Genomic DNA, 21,987 nt, shown 5'->3' on the forward strand with positions numbered 1-21,987 from the left:
GATGTCAGGTTTAAGCATCAGAAACGTCAAGAAGTCCTTCGGCACGGTCGATATCATTCACGGCGTCGACGTCGAGATCGCCGATGGCGAATTCACCATTCTCGTCGGCCCTTCCGGCTGCGGCAAGTCGACATTGCTGCGCATGATCGCCGGGCTCGAGGACATCACCGCCGGCCAGATCAGCATTGACGGCCGGGTGGTGAACAATCTGCAGCCGAAGGATCGCGATATCGCGATGGTCTTCCAGAACTACGCATTGTACCCGCAGATGACGGTCTCCCAGAACATGGGGTTTGCCCTTGAGCTCGCCGGAGCCAAGCGGCCTGAGATCGACAAGAAGGTCGGCGAGGCTGCGGCCATTCTCGGCTTGCAGCCGCTTCTCGACCGCAAGCCCGCCCAGCTTTCCGGCGGGCAGCGCCAGCGCGTCGCCATGGGTCGCGCCATCGTCCGCGATCCGAAAGTCTTTCTCTTCGACGAGCCGCTCTCCAATCTGGACGCAAAACTGCGGGTGAAGATGCGGGCGGAGATCAAGGCCCTGCACCAGCGCCTGAAGACCACCATCGTCTACGTCACCCACGACCAGATCGAGGCCATGACCATGGCCGACAAGATCGTCGTGCTGCACGGCGGCCGCGTCGAACAGATCGGCAGTCCGCTCGAACTCTACGACAGACCGCGCAACATCTTCGTCGCCGGTTTCCTCGGTTCCCCGGCGATGAATTTTCTCGAGGGGACCATCGAAGATGCCGGCAACCCGGTATTGTCGCTGCCGGGCGGCTCCCGCGTGCCGCTCTCGCGGGCTCCCGTTAATTCGGCAAACAGACCGATGACGCTGGGTATTCGTCCTGAAGATATCAGCTTCGGTGGCGAGAACGGCGTGGACGCGGTGGTCAAGGTGGTCGAACCCACCGGGTCGGAAACTCATGTCGCCGTGGACCTCGACGGCAGGGAGCTGACATGGGTCGTTCGCGAACGTGTCGAACTGGCGCCCGAACAGCAGGTGAAGCTTTCCTTCGAAACATCAAAGGTTCACTTCTTCGACCGACAGACGCAACAGCGTTTGAACGCCTGAACATAAGAGGCCGGAGGAACCGTCGAACCACAATTGCCTTTGCGGACGAAATGGCGATTTGTAATCTCCAACTTCGCCAATACGCCGTCAGTCTGGAGGTCGCCAAGAACATGCATATTCGAAAGGCAGTTTCTGCCGACGCAGCGGAACTGAGCGAGCTCCTCAACGAGATCATCCGGGCTGGGGGAACAACAGCACTCGAGACACCGCTTTCGGCTGCCGAGTTCGTGGACTGGTTCATCGACGGCGAGTTTCCTCTTCTCTGCCATGTCGCGGAGCATGATCGGTCGCTTGTCGGCTTTCAGTCGCTCAGCCTATACGGCGATCCGCCGAAAGGCTTTGCCGACATCGGGACCTTCGCCCGTATGAACCCAAAGACTCCAGGCGTCGGCAGCGCGCTCTTTCCCGCAACCCGGGCCGCAGCGGAGGAACTCGGGCTCGACTTCATCAATGCCACCATTCGGGCCGACAATGTCAGCGGTCTTGCCTATTATGCCAAGATGGGCTTCGAGACCTATGACCGGCTGGTCCAGGTTCCGCTTCAAGACGGGACGCCCGTCGACAGGATCAAGAAGCGTTTCAGGATAGATGCCAGGCATCGCGCGACACCTCACGCCTGAATGTGTCGACGGATCTGTGGGCGTGCCCTGCATCCAAGTGTCGGACCAGTTCAGGGTCAGCACGACTGGGGCGTGCCGCGACCGGTGCTGTGAAGAAGCGCAACTGGCTGAACACGTGGCCTGCCGGCGGAAGGAACTGAAACGAAGTCCTCAGCCGTGAACCCCCTCGTCATATCCGTTCGATGCGGACCGGGAATTCGCCGCGTACCAGCAGCGGGTCGAAGCTGTTATCAAATCGACCGAGCCGGATCAACCCGTCCCAGCTGTAATCGGCATAAAACAGGGCAAGGTTGCCCCATGGCTTGAAGTAGCAGAGATCACCCGGCTGCTCGTTATCGAAGGGACCGCTAGCTTCCTCGGTGAGTTTGCGCGGGAGATAGACGATCTTTTCGTTTTTGCCGTAGTCTTCGATCTTGAGATCCAGGGGAAGCATCGAAGCGAGGTCGAGCGCCGACGGATTGTCGTAGAGCGTCGCCGTCATGGTCATGCCGTTGAAGATTATCCGGATTCTGACATCGGTCGGTACTTGGCTCGCTGGATCCCGGCCTTCCTGTCCCTTGGCCGCATACGGCAGGGTTGCGGTTGCGAAGGTTGCGCCGAGGAGTGCACGGCGCGTCAGATATGAGGATGTCGTCATGACTGCACTCCGTCAGACCGGCTGAGCAGTCGGCCGAAACAGGATCTCATTGATATCGACGTCGTCGGGTTCGTTCACCGCGAACGCGACGGTGCGGGCGAAGGTATCTGCACCGACCGCGATCTTGCTGACGAATTCCCTCGTGCCGGCCTGGATATCCTTCTCGCTGATATGCTCGAGCAGTTCGGTACTGACTGCGCCGGGAGAAATGATCGTCGTGCGGATATTGTAGGGCTTTACTTCCTTCCGCAGGCCTTCGGACAGGGCGCGCACGGCGAATTTGGTGGCGCAATAGACGGTGGCACCGGGGTCGACCACATGACCGTAGACGGACGAGACATTGATGATGTGCCCGGATTTCCGGGCCTTCATGTGCGGAAGCGCTGCGGCGATGCCATAAAGTACACCCTTGATGTTGACGTCGATCATACGGTCCCACTCATCGATCTTGAGCCGTTCGAGTGGTGCAAGCGGCATCAGACCGGCATTGTTCAGCATCACGTCGATGCGGCCGAACTCCTCCACCGCGGTGTCCACCAGTTTCTTGACCTGGTTCCGGTCGGTGACGTCGGTGGAAACGGCCTTGGCCTTATAGCCTCTAGCGGTCAACTCGCTCGCCAGCGCATCGATGCGCCCGCTTCGGCGCGCGCCGAGGACGACGAGAGCGCCGCGCTCGGCCAGATGGCGTGCCGTGGCCTCGCCAAGCCCGCTGCTTGCGCCTGTGATGACGACGACTTTGTTTTCAATGCCCTGAGACATGCCGATCTCCTTTGTCGAATTCGGAAGGTTAAGTGCGAGGGCTCGCCAGAGCGGCGAGCAGGGCTGATCCCGCGAGCAGGACGGCGGCGAGCAGGAAGGCGCTCCACCAGCCGGCAGTGTCGAACAGCACCCCGCCCGCAAAGGCGCCACCGGCGATGGCGAATTGGATCAATGCCACCTGCAGCCCACCGCCGGCTTCAAGTTCGCCGGGAATGATGCGTGTCATCCAGGTATTCCAGGCCACCGGAATAGGGGTGGTGAAGACCCCCCACAGCACCAGCAGGGCTGCTGTGACGGCCGTGAAGGGACCGAGGGCAATCAGCAGAAGGGCAAGCATCGCGAGCCCGCTCGGCAATCCGATCAGCAGGGCGGCAAGATGCCGCCGGAGGACGAAGCCGACAATGGATGTTCCCGCCAGGCCGCCAATGCCGAGCCCGAGAAGCATCATCGACAGTCCGTTCAATTCAACGCCCGTGACGCTTTCGAGGAATGGGCGCAGATAGATCGACAGTGCGTTCTGGCCGATGAAAGCGAGGCTGGTCGCCGCCATTCCGATCGCGAATCTGCGATTGCGCAGCAGTCCGAAGATTCTGGCAACCGAGACCGCTGCCGTTGCCGGCATCTTCGGCAGGACGGCCAATTGCCATACGAGCGCAGCCAGAGCTATCGGAACCGTGATGAAGAAGGTGCCACGCCATCCGATCAGCCCGCCGAGGAAACTACCGAGGGGCGCAGCGATGACGACCGCAAATGCGGTGCCGCCCTGGAGCAAGGCGATAGCCTTGGGCAGGTCGGCTCCAGAAGCCAGGCGTGCCAGGATGGCTGTCGACAGCGACCAGAAGCCGCCGATCGAAATGCCGACCAGCGCCCGCCCGACCAGAAAGACGAGGAAGTTCGGAGCAAGAGCCACGGCCAGACTGGAAGCGACCAGCACCGCCGTATAAAGCAGGACGACCGTTTTCCGGTCGAGCCTTGCCAAAAACGCGTTGCCGAAAAGACTGGTGATCACCGCAAAAAGGCCAGAGACAGCGATCGCTTGTCCGGCCTGACCTTCCGAAATGGCCAGATCCTGGGCGATCGGCGTCAGAAGGCTCACCGGCATGAACTCCAGCCCCACCAGGAGAAAGGTCAGAAGCGAGAGGCAGGTGACCGCAGCCCATGGAGTAACGGTGCTGTCGGCCGGAACAGTCTCGTCCAATGTCAGTTCGATGGTCATTCCGCGTTCTCCTGTCCATTGCGGAAAGAGATAGCCGGATTGGTTTTGACAGACTAGCGGCTATAATCTGCATGTTGTGATGAGGGAGATTCACCAATGCGGCGCGACGAATTCACCGAGATGCGGGCGTTTCTCGAAGTGGCCAGAGAGCGGAGCTTCACGCGCGCGGCCGCCAAGCTGGGTGTCACCCGCTCGGCCCTCAGCCATACGATCCGGGCACTGGAAGAACGGCTCGGCGTCCGCCTCCTCTCCCGTACGACACGGGATGTCGCGCCGACGGCGGCCGGGGAGCGCCTGGTGGAGAGCATCGAACCCCATTTCGAAAGCATTGCCGCCGAGATCAGCGCAATCAGCGCCCTGCGCGACAAGCCCTCGGGCCATGTCCGCATCGTATGTCCCGACGACGCCATCGCGTTGGTTTTTCGTCCAAGACTGTCAGCCTTCTTGCGAGATTATCCTGATATCATCGTGGAACTCATTGTCGACAACGGATTCACGAACATCGTCGAGCGTCAGTTCGACGCCGGCGTTCGGCTGGGCGAGGCGGTTGCACGCGACATGGTGGCCGTTCGCATCGGCTCCGATGTCTCCTATGCCGTGGTCGGATCACCCGATTATTTCGCCCGCCGTTCCGTGCCGGCAAGCCCGCAAGACCTGACCCTCCACAATTGCGTCAACCTGCGGCTGCCAACCTCCGGCGCGCTCTATGCCTGGGAATTCAAGAAGGACGCACGCGAGTTCAGCGTCCGCGTCGACGGCCAGCTGATCCTAAGCCATATCGGATCGGCGATCGATGCCGCCCTCGACGGCGTCGGCCTCGCCTATTTGCCGAAGGACCTCATCCGACGATACGTTGAAACCGGTTTGCTCCGGGAGGTCCTTGTCGATTGGTGCCCGACCTTCCAAGGCTATCATCTCTACTATCCCAGCCGCCGCCATTCCTCGCCGGCCTTCAGCGCCTTCGTCGAGGCCTTCCGGTTCAGATCCCGGTAGCATCACACCGGAGACAACTGCAGTTGGAATATTGGCGCACTCGAAAAGGCAGCGCCATGCACACAAAATGATGCTTTTCGCGCTCATCGTTATTCCCTACTTCCTGTCAAGACAGGTGACGAAAAGGGGACGACCGCATGGCGACGCCGTTTTACTGGAACGAGCTCAACACATATGATTTTGCCGGCCTTTCCCCCGAGACCACGATTGCCGTTCTGCCCATCGCTTCGACGGAACAACACGGCCCGCATCTGCCGATTGCAACCGATGTCGCCATCGCGACCGGCATGCTGGCGGAGCTGAAGAGGCAGCGGCCGGAGAATCTGGACATCCTGGTCCTTCCGACACAGGAGATCGGCAAGGCCAACGAACATATTTACGGCCCCGGCACGTTGTCGCTCAGCGCCGAACTGCTCATCCCCGTCTGGACGGCGATTGGCGCAAAGGTTGCAGAAGCCGGGCTGCGGAAGATGGTGATCGTCAATTCCCACGGCGGCAATGTCGACATCATGAGCATCGTCGCGCGTGAACTGCGCGTGCGCCATCAAATGGCGGTGGTCTCCACGCAATGGGGCCGGTTCGGCCACCCGGAAGGCATGGTCAGCGATCACGAGAGCAGATACGGCATTCACGGCGGCGATGTCGAGACATCGTTGATGCTGCACTTCCGCCCCGACTTGGTGCGTATGGACAAGGCAGAGAATTTCGCCTCGAAGGCCGAACGGATGCGGCAGCAATCCAAATATCTTCAGCCCCTGCCGCCGCATTCGCTGGCCTGGATCGCGCATGACCTCAACCCCCTCGGCGTGGTCGGCGATGCCTCGGTCGCCACCGCCGAAAAGGGCGAAGCGATCTGCCGCCATCAGGTCACGGGGTTTGTTGAATTGCTTGAAGACCTCAAGGTCTATCCACTTTCGAATCTCTATGTGAAATAGGCTCGGCCGCGGATCTCGTATCAGGTGGGATATGGCCCTTGGCCTGCAATTCCTGCACCAGGCCGAGCAGTTCGGCGAGCAGATATTCGACGAAAAGGCTGGTGGCCGCGTCGAGCGGCGCCCTGGCGCGCGCAAACAGCTTCATCTGCTGGTAACGCGCATGCGGCTCGGCGATCGGACGGAAGACGAGTTCGCCGCGCCGGCATTCGGTGATGACGTCGAGCGGATTGAGCAGCGTCAGCCCGGTGCCGCATTTGACGAGTTGCTTCAGCATCTCCGATGCATTGGTTTCCAGCACCGGCTCGACAGGGATGGGCAGGCGCGCAAAGGCAAGGTTGATCACCTCGCGCAGGCTGGTGCCCGGTTGCGCCAGAACCAGTTTTTCCTGCGTGACATCGGCAAGATTGATCGGCCCGGGACCGATCAGGTGATGGCCCGGCGGCAGCACGACACCGATCGGGATATCGAAATTTCCGAGCGTGCGGATCCCCGGCATGGCCGGGATATTGAAGCCGAGACCGATATCCACCTCGCCTGATACAACGGGGCTGGCCGTCGTGCCGCCGGTATCGTTGCGCAGCTGGACGAAGACGCGTGGATGCTCTGAAAGAAAGCGCGCGATGATTTCGGGCAGCGGCCCGGCGGCAAGGCCGACGGTCGTCACCATGCGCACCTTCCCAGCCTGCTGCATCTTGAGGCTGCGGATGCGCCCCTCCAGGCGCTCGTAATTCTTCAGCACGTCCCGGATATGTTCTATGCAGAGTTCACCGGCAGCCGTCAGCCGCAAACCGCGCGGCAGCCGCTCGAAAAGCGGCGCCCCGATCTCTTCCTCCAGCGCCAGAATCTGCCTGTTGACCGCCGATGACGCAACATTGAGGCGCGCGGCCGCCTTGCGGATCGAACCGGAACGGGCGATCTCGTTGATGTAAAGAAGGCGTCTGGAGTGCAGCATGATCTCTCCGGTGCATAAATTTTACGCAGGGCGCACAAATTATCTTCAGCTTTCCGACAGATGCCGAAAAGGCATCAATGCGCACGAATTTTGATGCTTTTCAAAGCGCAACGCAATGGCTCAAATTCCCTTAAAAGGGAGCCGACCAAGGCTTCCTTCGGTTAAAAAGGGGAACTGCCGACCATGTTGAAAGCACTGACGAAGACGCAATTCCTGAGCTGCCTCGGCCTTGCCGCGATGCTTGCAGCCGCCTCGCCGGCGCTTGCCCTCGACAAGGTGAGCTACGGGACGAACTGGCTTGCCCAAGCTGAACATGGCGGCTTCTACCAGGCCGTCGCCGACGGCACCTATGCGAAATACGGCCTCGACGTCACCATCGTCCAGGGCGGCCCGAATGCGGCAAACAGCGCGCTCCTGATCTCCGGCAAGCTCGATTTCTACATGGGCGGTCCGCAGGGAGAAATTTCCGCCGTGGAGCAGGGCATTCCGCTGGTCGATGTCGCCGCGATCTTCCAAAAGGATCCGCAGGTGCTGATCGCCCATCCGGATAACGGCGTCGACAAGTTCGAGGACCTCGCCAAGCTGAAGACGCTGTTCCTCAGCAAGGACGGCTACCTCACCTATTTCGAATGGATGAAGGCCAACTTCAAAGGCTTCAAGGACGAGCAGTACAAACCCTATAACTTCAGCCCCGCCCCCTTCCTCGCAGACAAGGACTCCGCCCAGCAGGGCTACCTGACATCGGAACCCTACGAGATCCAGAAACAGGCAGGCTTCGAGCCGAAGGTCTTCCTGCTCGCCGACAACGGCTACTCGCCCTATTCGACGATGATCACGACGACGCAGGCGATGATCGACGGCAAGCCCGATGTGGTGCAGCGATTCGTCGATGCCTCGATCGAAGGCTGGTACAACTACCTCTACGGCGACAACACCAAGGCGAACGAACTGATCAAGAAGGACAATCCTGAAATAACGGACGGCCAGATCGCCTATTCGATCGCCAAGATGAAGGAATACGGCATCATCGAATCCGGCGACAGTCTCGACAAGGGCATCGGCTGCATCACCGACGCCCATTACAAGAAGTTCTTCAACGAGATGACCGCCATCAAGGTGTTCAAGACCGATACCGACTATACCAAGGCCTTTACGACGAAGTTCGTGTGCAAGGGCACCGGAATGGCGCTGAAGAAATAAGCCTCCCAGGCCAGGTCCGCCGCCTGCCTGGCGGCGGACCGCATCCCTTCGACAAACGAGCGAGAATATGTCCCTAGCCGAAATCAAGGCGGTGCCTTCGAAGGAAACGAAAAAGCGGCCGCTGGTTGTCATGCAATCGGTGTCGAAGGTCTTTTCCAGCGGCACGACAGCACTTTCAGGCATGTCGCTGACGGTCGAAAGCGGCGAGTTCGTCAGCCTGCTCGGCCCTTCCGGTTGCGGCAAGTCCACGGCGTTGCGCATCATCGCCGGCCTTGGAGACATCACCGCGGGCAAGATCGACTGGCCGAGTTCACGCATCAATTCGAAAGGCCTGCCCGAGGGCGATATCGGCTTCGTCTTCCAGGAGCCGACGCTAATGCCGTGGAAGACCGTCTTCGGCAACGTCTACCTGCCGCTGAAACTGCGGGGGATTTCAAAGGCGGAAGCCCGTGACCGGATTGTGGAAGCGCTGGCGACCGTCGGTCTTCAAGATTTTGCCGATGCCTATCCACGAGAACTTTCCGGCGGCATGAAGATGCGCGTATCGATCGCCCGTGCGCTGGTGACGAAGCCGAAGCTGCTGCTGATGGACGAGCCTTTTGCGGCGCTCGACGAAATCACCCGCCAGAAGCTCAACGACGACGTGCTGCGGCTGTGGCAGACGACGGGTATCACTGTGATCTTCGTGACGCATTCGGTCTTCGAATCCGCTTACCTCTCCAACCGGATCGTGGTGATGAAGGCGAGACCCGGCCGCGTGCATGCCGATTTTCCGCTGATGACCAGCCTCGAGCGGGATTCGCATTATCGAACCTCGGAACAATATCGGCAGGCCTGCGAGACGGCATCGCGTTCGTTGATCGAGGCGATCGGCGGATCGGAGGAGCACTTATGAGCGTCGAAAGCATCGAAACTGCCGAAGTCGCATCCCTGTCCGTCGCCAAACCGGCGAACGTCGGGCGGCGCGACCTGGCACTGCGCATCGCCGTGCCTTTCCTGGTCATCACCGTGCTCATCATCATCTGGGAGCTTTACGTGGTGCTCTCGGGCGTACCGCCTTACATCCTGCCCGGACCCGGCGCCGTGGCGGCAGCCTTCGTCAATGATTGGGGTACGCTTGCGCCTGCCCTCTGGGTCACGACCCAGATCACCTTCATCTCGCTGATACTGGCGCTGATCGGCGGCGTGGGGTTTGCGATCTTTCTCGTGCAATCACGCTGGATCGAGATCGCCTTCTATCCGCTCGCCGTGATCCTGCAGGTGACGCCGATCGTGGCGATCTCGCCACTGATCCTGATCTACGCGCCCTCCACGCAGGTGGCGCTGCTCATCTGCGCCTTCCTCGTCGCATTCTTCCCCATCCTGTCAAACATGGTGCAGGGCCTGAAGAGCGTCGACCATAACCTCATCAACCTCTTCGAACTCTACGGCGCCTCGCGCTGGCAGACGCTGATCCATCTGAAGATCCCAGCCGCCCAGCCCTATTTCATGACCGGTCTTCGCATCGGCGGCGGCCTTGCGCTGATCGCCGCCGTCGTCGCCGAATTTGCCGCGGGCTCCGCCGGCGCCGGCTCCGGCCTCGCTTTCCGCCTGCTGGAAGCGCAGTACCGGATGAACATACCGCGGCTCTTCGCGGCGCTCTTGATGCTCTCCATGCTTGGGGTCGCCATTTTCGGCCTCACCACCCTCATCGCCTGGCTGAGCCTCCACCGCTGGCATGAAAGCAGCATCAAACGGGAAAACTGATGACCTATTCCTTCATATCCCCGCCAAATGCGGCCCGCTTCGTGCTGAGCAATGCGACGGTGCCCGCCGTCACCGTCGAGCCTGTCGACGTGCCGGTTACGGAAGGACTCGCGACGGTCGATATCGTCATCAGCGACGGTACGATTGCCGCCATCCGGCCGGCCGGCGCCGCACCCGCCGATTATGCCAGGATCGATCTCAAGGACGGCATGGTCTGGCCCTGTTTTGCCGATATCCACACCCATCTCGACAAGGGCCATATCTGGCCGCGTCAGGCCAATCCCGACGGCAGTTTCATAGGCGCGCTCGATGCCGTCAGGGCTGACCGGGAAGCCAACTGGTCGGCCGCGGACGTGAAACGGCGCATGGAATTCTCGCTGCGCTCCGCTTATGCCCACGGCACCAGCCTGATCCGCACGCATCTGGATTCGCTGGCGCCCCAGCACCGCATCTCCTTCGAGGTCTTTGCCGAAATCCGCGATGCCTGGAAGGAGAGGATCGCGCTGCAGGCCGTCGCCCTCTTTCCGCTGGACGCCATGGCGGATAGCTCCTTTTTTACCGATCTTGTCACCGTCGTCCGGCAAACAGGCGGCCTGCTTGGCGGCGTCACGCGCATGGGGCCGGAGCTCATCTGGCAGCTCGACACGCTCTTCAGGACTGCCGCAGAGCATGGGTTGGATGTCGATCTGCATGTCGACGAGACGGATGATCGCGGCGCCGAGACGCTGAAGGCGATCGCCGAGGCCGTGCTGCGCAACGGGTTCGAGGGCAAGGTGACCGCCGGCCATTGCTGCTCGCTCGCCCGCCAGGACGAAGACACCGCCGCGCGCACGGTCGAGCTGGTCGCCAAGGCAGGCATAGCGGTCATCGCGCTGCCAATGTGCAACATGTATCTGCAGGACCGCTATGCCGGCCGCACCCCGCGCTGGCGCGGCGTCACCCTGTTCCACGAGCTGGCCGCCGCCGGTGTCGCGACCGCGGTCGCCTCCGACAATACCCGCGACCCCTTCTATGCCTATGGCGATCTCGATCCGGTGGAGGTCTTCCGCGAGGCCGTGCGGATTCTGCATCTCGACCACCCGCTCGATACCGCGGCGCGTGTCGTCACCACCTCGCCCGCCGCCATCGTCGGACGGCCGGACAAGGGCCGCATCGCCGCCGGCGATCCGGCCGATCTCGTGCTCTTCAGCGCGCGGCGTTGGAGTGAATTCCTTTCCCGTCCGCAGTCTGACCGCGTCGTGCTTCGTCGCGGCAAGGTGATCGACCGCAGCCTGCCGGATTACCGTGAACTCGATAGCGTCGTTGGAGCCTGACATGGCCGATTATCAGAAGATCAAAAAGGAACTCGAAGGCATCGCCGTCGAAGACAATCCGGCGCTCGTGCGCCAGAAGAGCCGGGATTTCTATTGGTACTCGCCGATCCTGAAGGCGCAGCTCGACAATGTTTCCGCCGATCTCGTCGTCACGCCGAAGACCGAGGAAGAGGTCATCCGGACGCTGAAGATCGCCTATGCCCACGACGTGCCGGTCACGCCGCGCGGCGCCGGCACCGGCAATTACGGCCAGGCCATGCCGCTTTCCGGCGGCATCGTGCTGAATCTTGCCGCCATGGACAAGATCAAGGAGATCCATCCCGGCCGCGTCGTCTGCGAACCCGGCATCGTGCTTGCCCAGCTCGACAAGCAGACCAAGGCCCATTCCGGCCAGGAGTTGCGCTTCCACCCCTCCACTGCCCAGACGGCGACGGTCGGCGGCTTCATCGCCGGCGGTTCGGGCGGCGTCGGCTCGATCACCTGGGGCGGCTTGCGCGACCTTGGCAACATCCTGCGCCTGCGCGTCGTCACCATGGAGGCCGAGCCACGTGTGCTCGATCTCACCGGCTGGGATCTCCAGAAAGTCAGCCACGCCTACGGCACGAACGGCATCATCACCGAGATCGAGATGCCGCTTGCGCCTGCCTATGACTGGGTCGATGTGCTGGTCGGCTATGACGACTTCATGGACGCGGTGCGCTTTTCCGACGCGCTGGCCAAATGCAACGGCATCCTCGTCAAAGAGATCGCGCCGATCGCGGCTCCCATTCCTTACGACTATTTCACCCGCCACAAGCCCTACATCCGTCAGGGCCAGTCGATCGTCGTGCTGATGATCGCGCCGCACTCCCTGGATGCCTTTCTTGCCTTCACCGCGGCGCAGAAGGGCGAGATCATGTTCCGCTCCGACACGGTGGAAAGCATGCGCGGCATTCCGCATGCCTATGAGTTGGCCTGGAACCACACGACATTGCGCGCCCTTAAGGTCGACCCGAACTTTACCTATCTTCAGGTGCAATATCCGGGACCGGACCATGTCGCCAAGGTGCGAAAGATGGTGGAGATCTTCGGCGACGAAGTGCCGGGTCATCTCGAATTCATCAAATTCGACGGCCAGATCCAGTGCTCCGGCCTGCCGCTGGTGCGCTACACCACCGAGGAGCGGCTGGAAGAGATCATCAAGATCCACCAGGACAATGGATGCCCGATCTTCAACCCGCACCGCTATACGCTTGAGGAAGGCGGCATGAAGCGCACCGACACGGTGCAGCTCGCCTTCAAGCAGGAAACCGATCCGAAAGGCCTGCTCAATCCCGGCAAGATGATTGCCTGGGAAAATCCCGATTTCGATTTCAACGCCGGCAAGAACTATCTCTTCCCCGGTCTCGCGGCCCTGATGGAGGCTTCATGAGGGTTCTCGTCCTCCACTCTCACCCGGTCGAGGAAAGTTACGGCAAGGCGCTCTACCGGCAGACCGTCGAGAGCCTTGAGAAGGCCGGGCATACGGTGGACGGCTGCGACCTTTACGAAGAGCAGTTCGATCCGGTGCTCTCACGCCGCGACCGGCTCGTTTATCACGACTATCCGGAAAATCTGAAGCTGGTGGAATCGCATGTCGAGCGGCTGAAGGCGGCCGAGGGGCTGGTGATCTGCACCCCGATCTGGAATTTCGGCTTTCCGGCAATTCTGAAGGGATATTTCGACCGCGTATGGCTGCCGGGCGTTTCCTTCGAACTGGTCAACGGCAAGGTAGAATCGCGGCTGCGCCACATCCGCAAGCTCGCCGCCGTCCTGACCTATGGCGCAACGCCCTTCCGCGCCTTTGCAGCCGGCAACCCGCCGAAGAAGATCGTCAAGAGAGTGCTGAGGGCGCAGATCAATCCGGTGAGGCCGGTGACCTTCCTCGCCCATTACGACATGAACAATTGCACGCCGGAGACACGGGCAAAATTCCTCACCCGCGTCGGAGACGCGATGGAGCGCTTTTAAAAAATCTTCGCCGCCGTCACCTCGACCTCCACGAAGAATTCCGGCCGCGTAAAGCCGCCGACGACGATCAGAGTGGAAACCGGCTTCGGATCGAGGGTATAGCGATCCCGCACGGCCATATAGGCCGGAAAGTCTTCGCGCCGGGTGACGAACCCCGAAATGCGGATCACATCGGCAAAACTCATCTCCGCCTCTTCGAGGATCGCCTTGATCGCCTCGAAGCAGAGTTCCGCCTGCGCGGCCACGTCGCTCGGAACAGTATCGTCGAGACCGATACCTAACTGGCCCGAAGTGACCAACAGCGATGCGCCGGGCGGCACGAGCAGGCCGTGATTGTAATTTCCGAAAGGCCGGCGCACCGAGGCCGGATTGAAGGTCTTCTTCATCGATCGCTCTGAAATTTTCTCATAGGCCTGCAGATACCGCGACTCTACAGGACGCGGCGGAATATGAGAATATCGGCCAGCGCCCATTATGTCTTGCGACAAGGCAGGATGAACGCCTTCAACTGATACTAGCCCTTGACAGCACCCGAGATCATCGAGCCGGAAATCTGCCGATACATGAGGAGGCCTAGAAAGGCTGGAGGCAGCGCGCCGAGGATCATCACGGCCGATGCCGTCCCCCATTGCACGCCGCCGCCGCTTGCCGCAAAAAAGAAGGAAGCGCCAACGGTCATCGGCACCGCCTTGTTTGTCGTCAGCATCAGACCGAAGAGGAACTCGTTCCAGGCGGTGATAAAGCCGAAGATAAAGGTCGTCACCAGTGCAGGACGCACGACCGGCCGAATGATGCGGATCATGATATGAAACGAATTCGCGCCGTCCACCTTTGCCGCTTCGTCCAGTTCGAGCGGGACGTCGGAAATCGCATTGACGAGAATGACAAGCGCCAGCGGTGTGTTGACGATGGTCAGGATCAGGCCGAGACCGAGCTGGGTATCGAGCAAACCGAGCCATTGGTACATCATGTAGAGCGGGATGGCGAAAATGATCAGCGGCACGGCGCGCAGATTGACGATGATCGGCAGCAGCGTGTGCTTGCCCGCTTCGCTCCTGGCGATCGCATAGGCCGCGGGAAAGGCGAGCATGATCGCAAGCCCCGTGCCGATCAACGAAGCGACGGTGCTGTTCCAGAGGTAGGAATAGATATTGAAACGGTCCGTCTGCGTTAAAACCCGCAGGTAGTTTTCGAGAGTCGGCTGGCTGATCCACAAACCGGGATTGACCGACAGTTCGCGCGCGCTTTTGAACGACGTGACGAGCGTGACGATGATCGGAAAATTCATCGCAAGAGCTGCGGCGGCAAAAACGATCCAGCGGAGCGTGTTCATCATCGCTCACGTCCTCCTGCGGCCGGCCAGCCAGTTGAGGCTATAGAGCACGAGCAGCGAGGCAAGGAAGAGAACAACGGAAGCCGCCACCGCCTTGCCGATCGCACCCTCCTTGAAAAATGCCTGATAGATATAGATCGACAGCGACATGGTCGAGCCGCCCGCACCGCTGCCGGTCAACGCGTAGACGTTGTCGAAAACACGAAAGCCGTCGATGAAGCGAATGAAGAAGGCGATCATGAGTGTCGGCAGCATCAGCGGCAGTTCGATAAACCAAAGCAGCTTGATTGCCGACGCGCCGTCGAGGGCGGCCGCCTCGCGCACGTCGAGCGGCACGGCGACATAGGCCATGTAAAACAGCAGAAAGGCAAACGGCGTCCATTGCAGCGTTTCGACCACGGTCAGCGTCCAGAATGCGTGAGCGACGTCGAGGAAGGTCGGGCTGTCGCCGAACCACTCGAAGAGATAATAGGGCACCGGCCCGGCAAATTCGTGCAGCACCAGACGATACATCAGTCCGATCATGGCCGGCGCCACCATGAGCGGCAGCATGAGGGGCGCCATAAGGACCGAGCGCTTTGACAGAAGAGGCGCCAGAAAAATCGCAAGAAACAGGCCGAGCAGGCATTCGATAAGCGCCGTCAAGATGCCGAAGCGCAGCGAAAAGAAAATGGCGCGCCAGAAATCCCGATCGGCAAGCACCGCCAGGTAATTGCCGAAGCCGCTCAGCGTCGGACTTCGCAGTGTCTGGAAATCGACCGTCGAGACGGAATAGATGATGTTGATGACTGCGGGAAATCCGAGGAACAGCAGCAGGAAACCCACGAGCGGCGTGAGATAGGCTCTTCCCTCGGCACGTCTTACTATGGCCATTTCGATCCGCCGGCTGGGGCCGGATGCCCTGCAAAAGACAGGGCATCCGGCGAATATCACTTCTTCAGGAGGTCCTGCATGCCAGCCTTCGCACGAGCCAGCGCGTCATCAAGGCTCTGCTGGCCCGACCAGTAGCCGGTGAACTCTTTCGCCTGCAATTCGTAGACGGAGAGTGCGTTAGCCGAAGTCGCACCGTTCATCACGTAGCCGTACCTGCTGGCAAACTCGCCGAGTTTGACGAGATCAGGACGTTCCTTGGCGACTTTCGCCACCACGTCGGGCGCAAGAGCCGGAGAGCCGCCGCTGCGTGCATAGAGCAGGGCCGCATCCTCGGTCGCCAGCCACTTCAGGAATTTGACGGCGCCGTCCTTGTTCTTGGCGTTCTTGTTGAGGCCGAGACCAAGACCGTGAATATGGTCGGCGCGTCCGTTCGGCCCGGCCGGCGGTGCCACAATACCGGTGACGTCGCCAACTGCGGGGGTTTTCTCGGCATTGGTGAGATCCGCCGCAGCGGCATTCCACTGAAGTGCCGTGGCAGCCTGCCCGGCACCGTAGGCGGCATTGGTCTCGGCATATTCATAGCTCAGCGAATCCTTAGGCGAAGCGCCGGCGTCGTAAAGCTTCTTGTAGAGTTCAAGGCCAGTCTTGTAGGCATCGGAATCAACGGTGACATTGCCGTCCTTGTCGGTCCAGTCTGCGCCATAGGAGCGCGGCAGCGACTGGAACACCATCATGTTGAAGAGCAGGTTCTTCATCTGCAATACGGTGCCATAACGCACGGGGCTTTCGGAATTCACCTGCTTCGAGAAGTAGAGAGCCGTTGCCGCCCAGTCGTCCCAGGTCCAGTTATCCGGGTCCTTCGGCTGCAATTCCTTGCCGAGATACTGCTTGGAGATTTCAGCATATTTCGCCTTTGCCGCATCGTCCTTCATCAGCGCATCGATCAGATCCTTGCGATAATACATGAAGTGCAGCGACAGATCTGTCGGCACTCCATATTGCTTGCCGTCAAACTGCATGGTCTTCAGCACGGATTCGCCAAACGTCTTTGCGGCATCGCTACCGAGGTCGACTGGCTCCATGTACGGCGCATAACGGCCGATCGAGTAGGTGGCAACGAGGTTGATGTCAAAGGCAGTCGACCCCGCTGCCATGTCGGCCTGCAGCTTGTCGTAGAAGCCCTCCCGGTTGAAGAATAAGAGTTCGACCTTGTCGGCGTCGCTGATGCCTGCAGTGGCGTTGTAGGCTTCGGCGGTCGCACGAAGCGCCGTTTCTTCCGAACCACCCGGCCAGCCAAGAACGGTCACTGTCGCATTCGAGGTGCCCGGCAAAGCAACGCTTGCGAGAAGCAGGGCAAGGGCTGATAAGGACGTTCTGTTCAATGTCATCGTAGTTCCCTTTCTCTTATTGTTACGTCTGAATCCATGTTTTCTGGAATTATTCAGTCACGTCGCACTGCCAGGCTCGCCACGCCGACGATGCCGGCACGGCTGCCCAGCCTGGCAGGTACGAGAACGGGCGTCAGCCGGGCGTCGATACCCGCAAGGCAATCACGAATCCGGTCGAGGTAACCCGCTGCAAGGCCGATGCCGCCACCGATGACGATATGCTTGGGATCGAGCATCATTTGGATATCGCAGCAGAGCGTCGCTGCGCGGAATGCCGATTGCGAGATGATCGCCTCGGCCCAGGCCTCACCGCTGTTGGCATGCTCGAAAACCTCGGCGGCGGTCGCCTGATGCCCGGCCTTTGCAGCCTCGGCCGCTATCCAGCGGCCCGACGTCTGGTCTTCCAAAGGCGACTGCCCGGCGGACGGACCACGGATCAGCCCGAAATGACCGGCAAGCCCGGCAAGTGGGCGCCCGTTGACGATGATGCCGCCGCCGATGCCGGTCGAGATGGTGAGGAACACCAGATCGCCGCCATCGCCGGCACCAAACCTGTATTCTCCCCAGGCGGCCGCCTGCGCATCGTTGACGGCAAAAACCGGTTTACCGAAGGTCGCCGTCGCCTTATCGACCAGCGGATAGCGATCGGGAATGCCGAGCGTCGCCGGATTGAGCGCCGACCAGCATCCATCCTGAATGAAGCCCGTCACCGCGATGCCGACACGCGAATAGCGATCCGTCCATGATCGGATAGAGTCGGCGATCATGGCAAGCCAGGCATCGGGGCCCGTATCCCGCACCGTCGGCACCGTAATTTCAGCCAGCACTTCGCCGCCCCTGACCAGAGCCACCATCGTCTTCGTGCCGCCGATATCGATTGCAAGCGCCGTTTGGGTATCGTCGGCATCATAGGCCGCAGCGACGGCGTCGCGAAACCACGACGTCACGTGCTCGGTGCGCGTGATCGCCGAGCCTACGACGACGGCAAAAGCCCCGGCCTTGGCTGCGGCGGCAGCCTGCTCCACCGTGCGGATACGACCCTCGGCTATGACATAAGGCGTCAGCGCGTGCATGGCTGTGATCAGGCCGATATCCGGATCGACAGGCTCAGGCCCGCCGACATAGCCGGACAGCGTGGTGCCGACGAAATCGACGCCGGCCGCCAGGGCGTTGCGCGCATCTTCGAGGCTCGAACAGTCGGCCATCGTCAGCTTGCCCCTTGTCTTAATCGCCTGCACCAGCTTCTGGACGGAGACGGGACGCAGGCGATCCGTGGCATCGAAGGCGACGATATCGGCGCCCGCATCGACCAGCGCTTCGGCATCGGCAACGAACGGCGTAATACGCACCGGACTGTCATCGAGATCGCGTTTGACGATGCCGATGATCGGCACGTTCACGGCCGGACGAACGGCCTTCACATAGGCGATGGATTCGATCCGCAACGCTCTTGCGCCGGCATCGACGGCGGCCTTGGCGAACCCGGTCACGAATTCAGCCGTGTCCGTAGGACCGCCCGGAACCGGCTGGCAGGAAACGATAAGGCTCTTTTTGATGTCGTCGCGCTGCAATCGTGACACTCCATTTCGGCATCACGATAGTTGGAAAATACCAGATTACAACCAGTTTATAACTGGTATTATCGCCTCAGTTCGAAGACGAAGTCGTAAACGTCGCCCTTATAGCGGCTCTCGCAGTATTCGACGATCTGGCCATCGCCGAGGAAACAACGGCGCTCCGTCATCAGCAACGGCGCTCCGGCGTCGCAGTGGAGATGCTGCGCATCCTCCACCGAGGCCGCGCGTGAACGCATGCGCTGTACGGCGCGCTGCGGCAGGAAGCCCCGCGTTTCCAGCGTCTCGTAGAGAGAGTCGCCGACCATGTTTGCCGAAGGTATGAAGCGAACGGGCACCGTTGAGGTCTCGACCGCAATGGGCACGCCATCGGCGGTACGGATACGCTTCATGCGCAGGATATTGCTATTGCCAGCAATGCCGAGCGCCATCATCTCGGTCGGAGACGGGCGGCTTATCTGCTTGGAAAGCCATATACATCCTGGAACGAGCCCCCGCGCGAGGATGTCTTCCGAAAAGCTGGTGAGCGTGGAAAGGGATTTTTCGACGCGCGATCCGACTTCCGTCTTGAAGCCGTGGCGGCGATTGAGGAAACCCTCTTCCTCGAGCAGCGCCAGCGCCTTGCGTATTGTCACCCGGGAAAGCGACAGCGTCTCGGCCAGAACACGCTCTCCAGGCAGAACGGCGCCGGCCTTAAGCGTATTCGAAAGGATCGCGGTTTCGATCGCCGCTTTCAGCCGCTTGTAGAGCGGCAGACCGGATGCTGACACCTGCAATTCCTTACCAATCGCTTCGATCAGTTCATCTGTCGCCATGATTTCTCCCGATACCCTCCGCGGCACATTCAGTTTTTTCTGTGGAATACGCTTGGATCTATACTGGTATTAGAATGAAAGGGCAATCGCCAGGCAGCGGACCAGTTCTGCGCTGCGATGCAAACCTGCCCATTTGACAGATATCCTACAAGTGGATATGTAGACTTCATCATATGGGCGAAACCAGAAGAAGACCGGGGTAAATGACATTGAAATCGATGAAGCCGCTGACGCGCGCGCCGCTGTTGCACGTATCGGTCCAGGAAAGCCTGCGCGCCTATATCGATGATAATGGCCTGGCGCCCGGAACCCTGCTTCCGGCCGAAGGAGAGCTCGCCACCCAGCTCGGCGTCAGCCGCAATTCGCTGAGGGAAGGCATCAAGGCGCTGGAATCGGTCGGCGTGCTGGAGACGCGGCGCGGCGTCGGCATCTTCGTGAAGGCCTTTTCCTTCGAACCGCTTCTCGACAACCTCGCTTACGGCCTCGGCGGCGCCCTGCGGCAGATCGAGGAGGTCCTCGAAATCCGGCGCACCTTGGAAGTGGGGTTGATCGGCAAGACGATCGAGGTGATCGCAGAGGAGGACATCTCCGAACTGCGCGCGACCGTCAACCGAATGCGCGTCCATGCCGAACGCGGTGAAACCTTTGCGACAGACGACCAGCTGTTCCACCGACTGCTGTTTCGCTGCCAGGACAATGAGACGCTCGTGCGGCTGATCGATGTCTTCTGGCTCGCCTTCTACAAGGCATCGGATTTCGTCAATCTTGAAAATACCGATCCGATGGCGACGTGGCGCGATCACGCCGCGATCGTCGATGCGATCGAAGCAAGGGATCTGGAGGAGGCGCGCAGACGCCTGGATCGTCACTACGAGGGCATTGCCCGGGTGATTGCCAACAACAAGACAAGTTCAAACATGGGAGGAACACATGAAAAGACTGTCTAGATTATCCGTCATCGCGCTTGGCGCCATGCTGTCGACGGTTGCTGTGCCGGCTCTTGTCGCTTCGGGCGTTGCAACAGAGGCTCAGGCCGCCACCCTGTCCGGCGGTTTCGATGTCGGCCCCGGCGGCTTCCAGGGCAATTTCAATCCGCTTGCCGCGACCGCCGGCTTCACCTGGCTCAGCATCTACTACGAACCGCTGGTCACCTATGACGAGACGCTGCAGAAGGTGGTGGGCGCACTGGCAAGCTCCTATGAGGTCAGCCCGGATCAGATGACCTACACGTTCAAGCTCGCCGATGCCAAATGGCATGACGGCAAGCCCTTCACCGCCAAGGACGCGAAGTTCACCATCGGCCTTGCGATGGATGTGAAATCCGGCTCGGTGCTCGCCGCCCGGCTGAAGGGCATATCGTCCGTCGAGGCGCCGGACGATCACACCGTCGTCATCAAGCTCAGCGCACCCAGCAGCAGTCTTCTCGACACGATGACCAAGGTGATGATGCTGCCCGAGCATGCGCTCTCCTCCATACCGGCCGACCAGCTGGCGAAGAACACGTGGTGGTCCACCACCCCGATCGGCACCGGCCCGTTCAAATTCACCAAATACGTCTCGGACCAATATGTCGAACTTGCCGCAAACACCGATTATCGTGGTGGCAAGCCCGCCCTGGAACGCGTCATCAATCGCTATTTCGCCAACCCGGCCGCAGCGATCGCAGCGCTGAGATCCGGCGAAATCCAGTTCACTTATGTCGATTCCAACGATGTGCCGACCTTCAAGGACAACAAGGACTTCAAGGTCATCGAAGGTGTCTCTTTCGTCGTCAACTATCTCGGCTTCAACCACGATTCGCCGCTCTGGAAGGACGTGCGGGTCCGCAAGGCGGTGATGCACGCGATCAATCGCGATGCCATCATCCAGAGCCTCTACGGCGGCGCGGCAAAGCCCGCCAACTGCGCCTATGTCGCCGAACAGCTGATACCGCCTGATATCGACACCTACGCCTATGATCCGGAGAAGGCCAAGCAGCTGCTGACGGACGCCGGCTGGGATCAGATCAACGGTGCCAAGCCGATCACGCTTCTGACCTATTACACCACCCCGCTGGCGACCAACGTCCTTGCGGCAGTCCAGGCAATGCTTGCCCAGGTCGGCATCAACATCGTCCCGCGCGCCGTCGATGCCCCGACCTATAACAGCATCGTGCTCAATGCGACGCCGGATATCGCCCAGTTCCAGATGGTCTATGCCGGGCTGCAGAACGGGCCGGATGCCGGCAGCATCAACGTCGGCCTCAACGAGAAGCAGATCCCTCCGGCCGGACCGAACGTTGCCAGGGTTCGCATGCCCGACCTCACCAAAGCACTCGATAGCGCGCTTGCCGAGCCTGACAGCGCCAAGCGGAATACGGCCTACCAGGACGTCTGCAAGGTGATGAACACGAACCTTCCCTGGGCGACGCTCTGGGTGGCAAACCGCTACGGCATCGTCTCGACCAAGGTGAAGGATTTCGTCTGGACGCCGGCTCCGGGCGGCGGCCCCTACCAGGCCGACCCGCAGAAATGGTCGATCGCCGAATAGGCGTTTTCCGCAAAGCCTTGAGGGTGGCTTCGGCCACCCTGAC

22 protein-coding genes are annotated in these 21,987 nt (G+C 60.6%); 12 read left to right on the plus strand and 10 right to left on the minus strand.

The features are described from left to right. The first annotated feature begins 1 nt into the window (after position 1). Positions 2 to 1,072, plus strand: coding sequence for a sn-glycerol-3-phosphate ABC transporter ATP-binding protein UgpC (ugpC, locus tag FHT79_RS25265; RefSeq protein WP_028756740.1), 1,071 nt, complete (start codon positions 2 to 4; stop codon positions 1,070 to 1,072). Positions 1,073 to 1,182: 110 nt separating this feature from the next. Then, positions 1,183 to 1,692 carry a GNAT family N-acetyltransferase gene (locus tag FHT79_RS25270; protein ID WP_063474175.1) on the plus strand — a complete coding sequence of 170 codons (510 nt, stop codon included), beginning with the start codon at positions 1,183 to 1,185 and terminating at the stop codon, positions 1,690 to 1,692. A gap of 169 nt (positions 1,693 to 1,861) precedes the next feature. Here the strand turns inward: FHT79_RS25270 and FHT79_RS25275 are convergent, their stop codons facing one another. Genes FHT79_RS25275 through FHT79_RS25285 form a run of 3 tightly spaced genes read right to left on the minus strand, consistent with a single transcriptional unit; the run spans position 1,862 to position 4,304 of the window. Continuing rightward, positions 1,862 to 2,329, minus strand: a complete 468-nt coding sequence (locus FHT79_RS25275; protein WP_183904391.1) for a cyclophilin-like fold protein — start codon at positions 2,327 to 2,329, stop codon at positions 1,862 to 1,864. Between the two features lie 12 nt (positions 2,330 to 2,341). After that, positions 2,342 to 3,088 (minus strand): SDR family oxidoreductase, encoded by a 747-nt coding sequence (locus tag FHT79_RS25280; RefSeq protein WP_028756737.1) that lies wholly within the window; start codon positions 3,086 to 3,088, stop codon positions 2,342 to 2,344. 28 nt (positions 3,089 to 3,116) lie between these two features. Continuing rightward, positions 3,117 to 4,304, minus strand: a complete 1,188-nt coding sequence (locus tag FHT79_RS25285) for an MFS transporter (RefSeq protein WP_183904392.1) — start codon at positions 4,302 to 4,304, stop codon at positions 3,117 to 3,119. Between the two features lie 96 nt (positions 4,305 to 4,400). On the opposite strand from FHT79_RS25285, the gene FHT79_RS25290 reads away from it, so the two are divergent. Together FHT79_RS25290 and FHT79_RS25295 are read left to right on the plus strand one after the other, a co-directional pair. Beyond that, positions 4,401 to 5,297, plus strand: coding sequence for a LysR family transcriptional regulator (locus FHT79_RS25290; RefSeq protein ID WP_097543330.1), 897 nt, complete (start codon positions 4,401 to 4,403; stop codon positions 5,295 to 5,297). A gap of 137 nt (positions 5,298 to 5,434) precedes the next feature. Then, a complete protein-coding gene (locus tag FHT79_RS25295) occupies positions 5,435 to 6,232 on the plus strand; it encodes a creatininase family protein (protein ID WP_028756734.1) in 798 nt (265 codons plus the stop codon). Here FHT79_RS25295 and FHT79_RS25300 read toward each other — a convergent pair. Next, positions 6,195 to 7,184, minus strand: coding sequence for a LysR family transcriptional regulator (locus FHT79_RS25300; RefSeq protein WP_028756733.1), 990 nt, complete (start codon positions 7,182 to 7,184; stop codon positions 6,195 to 6,197). The genes FHT79_RS25295 and FHT79_RS25300 overlap by 38 nt on opposite strands. 183 nt (positions 7,185 to 7,367) lie before the next feature. On the opposite strand from FHT79_RS25300, the gene FHT79_RS25305 reads away from it, so the two are divergent. From FHT79_RS25305 to FHT79_RS25330, 6 genes are all read left to right on the plus strand, one after another. Next, complete coding sequence (locus FHT79_RS25305) at positions 7,368 to 8,384, plus strand: ABC transporter substrate-binding protein (protein WP_063474064.1); 1,017 nt, start codon at positions 7,368 to 7,370, stop codon at positions 8,382 to 8,384. Positions 8,385 to 8,451: 67 nt separating this feature from the next. Beyond that, positions 8,452 to 9,279 carry an ABC transporter ATP-binding protein gene (locus tag FHT79_RS25310; protein ID WP_028756731.1) on the plus strand — a complete coding sequence of 276 codons (828 nt, stop codon included), beginning with the start codon at positions 8,452 to 8,454 and terminating at the stop codon, positions 9,277 to 9,279. After that, entirely contained in the window at positions 9,276 to 10,130 is an 855-nt protein-coding gene (locus FHT79_RS25315) for an ABC transporter permease (RefSeq protein ID WP_028756730.1), read from the plus strand. Before FHT79_RS25310 ends, FHT79_RS25315 begins: the two co-directional genes overlap by 4 nt. Continuing rightward, the gene (locus FHT79_RS25320; RefSeq protein ID WP_028756729.1) at positions 10,130 to 11,443 is read left to right on the plus strand and encodes a cytosine deaminase; all 1,314 of its coding nucleotides are present in this window, start codon (positions 10,130 to 10,132) and stop codon (positions 11,441 to 11,443) included. Before FHT79_RS25315 ends, FHT79_RS25320 begins: the two co-directional genes overlap by 1 nt. 1 nt (position 11,444) lies before the next feature. Continuing rightward, complete coding sequence (locus FHT79_RS25325; RefSeq protein ID WP_127430824.1) at positions 11,445 to 12,854, plus strand: FAD-binding oxidoreductase; 1,410 nt, start codon at positions 11,445 to 11,447, stop codon at positions 12,852 to 12,854. Continuing rightward, the gene (locus FHT79_RS25330) at positions 12,851 to 13,432 is read left to right on the plus strand and encodes an NAD(P)H-dependent oxidoreductase (RefSeq protein WP_028756728.1); all 582 of its coding nucleotides are present in this window, start codon (positions 12,851 to 12,853) and stop codon (positions 13,430 to 13,432) included. The genes FHT79_RS25325 and FHT79_RS25330 overlap by 4 nt, the downstream gene beginning before the upstream one ends. Here the strand turns inward: FHT79_RS25330 and FHT79_RS25335 are convergent. The 6 genes from FHT79_RS25335 to FHT79_RS25360 all read right to left on the minus strand — a co-directional run bounded on the left by FHT79_RS25335 (position 13,429) and on the right by FHT79_RS25360 (position 19,415). Then, complete coding sequence (locus tag FHT79_RS25335) at positions 13,429 to 13,818, minus strand: RidA family protein (RefSeq protein ID WP_028756727.1); 390 nt, start codon at positions 13,816 to 13,818, stop codon at positions 13,429 to 13,431. The two genes, FHT79_RS25330 and FHT79_RS25335, sit on opposite strands and share 4 nt — an antisense overlap. Before the next feature lie 128 nt (positions 13,819 to 13,946). Next, a complete protein-coding gene (locus FHT79_RS25340; protein WP_183904393.1) occupies positions 13,947 to 14,768 on the minus strand; it encodes a carbohydrate ABC transporter permease in 822 nt (273 codons plus the stop codon). A 3-nt stretch (positions 14,769 to 14,771) separates the two neighbouring features. Beyond that, a complete protein-coding gene (locus FHT79_RS25345; RefSeq protein ID WP_183904394.1) occupies positions 14,772 to 15,638 on the minus strand; it encodes a sugar ABC transporter permease in 867 nt (288 codons plus the stop codon). Between the two features lie 56 nt (positions 15,639 to 15,694). Continuing rightward, positions 15,695 to 17,026 carry an extracellular solute-binding protein gene (locus tag FHT79_RS25350; protein WP_183904395.1) on the minus strand — a complete coding sequence of 444 codons (1,332 nt, stop codon included), beginning with the start codon at positions 17,024 to 17,026 and terminating at the stop codon, positions 15,695 to 15,697. Between the two features lie 53 nt (positions 17,027 to 17,079). Continuing rightward, positions 17,080 to 18,597, minus strand: coding sequence for a putative N-acetylmannosamine-6-phosphate 2-epimerase (locus FHT79_RS25355; RefSeq protein WP_028756723.1), 1,518 nt, complete (start codon positions 18,595 to 18,597; stop codon positions 17,080 to 17,082). A 68-nt stretch (positions 18,598 to 18,665) separates the two neighbouring features. Then, the gene (locus FHT79_RS25360) at positions 18,666 to 19,415 is read right to left on the minus strand and encodes a GntR family transcriptional regulator (RefSeq protein ID WP_028756722.1); all 750 of its coding nucleotides are present in this window, start codon (positions 19,413 to 19,415) and stop codon (positions 18,666 to 18,668) included. Between the two features lie 203 nt (positions 19,416 to 19,618). Here FHT79_RS25360 and FHT79_RS25365 point away from each other — a divergent pair, with 203 nt between their 5' ends. Together FHT79_RS25365 and FHT79_RS25370 are read left to right on the plus strand one after the other, a co-directional pair. After that, on the plus strand, positions 19,619 to 20,362 hold the full coding sequence (locus FHT79_RS25365; protein ID WP_183904396.1) for a FadR/GntR family transcriptional regulator: 744 nt from the start codon (positions 19,619 to 19,621) through the stop codon (positions 20,360 to 20,362). Next, on the plus strand, positions 20,346 to 21,944 hold the full coding sequence (locus tag FHT79_RS25370; protein ID WP_183904397.1) for an ABC transporter substrate-binding protein: 1,599 nt from the start codon (positions 20,346 to 20,348) through the stop codon (positions 21,942 to 21,944). Before FHT79_RS25365 ends, FHT79_RS25370 begins: the two co-directional genes overlap by 17 nt. The last annotated feature ends 43 nt before the right edge of the window (positions 21,945 to 21,987 follow it).

The sequence above is a fragment of the Rhizobium sp. BK212 genome, from assembly GCF_014197475.1.
Lineage (GTDB): Bacteria > Pseudomonadota > Alphaproteobacteria > Rhizobiales > Rhizobiaceae > Rhizobium > Rhizobium anhuiense.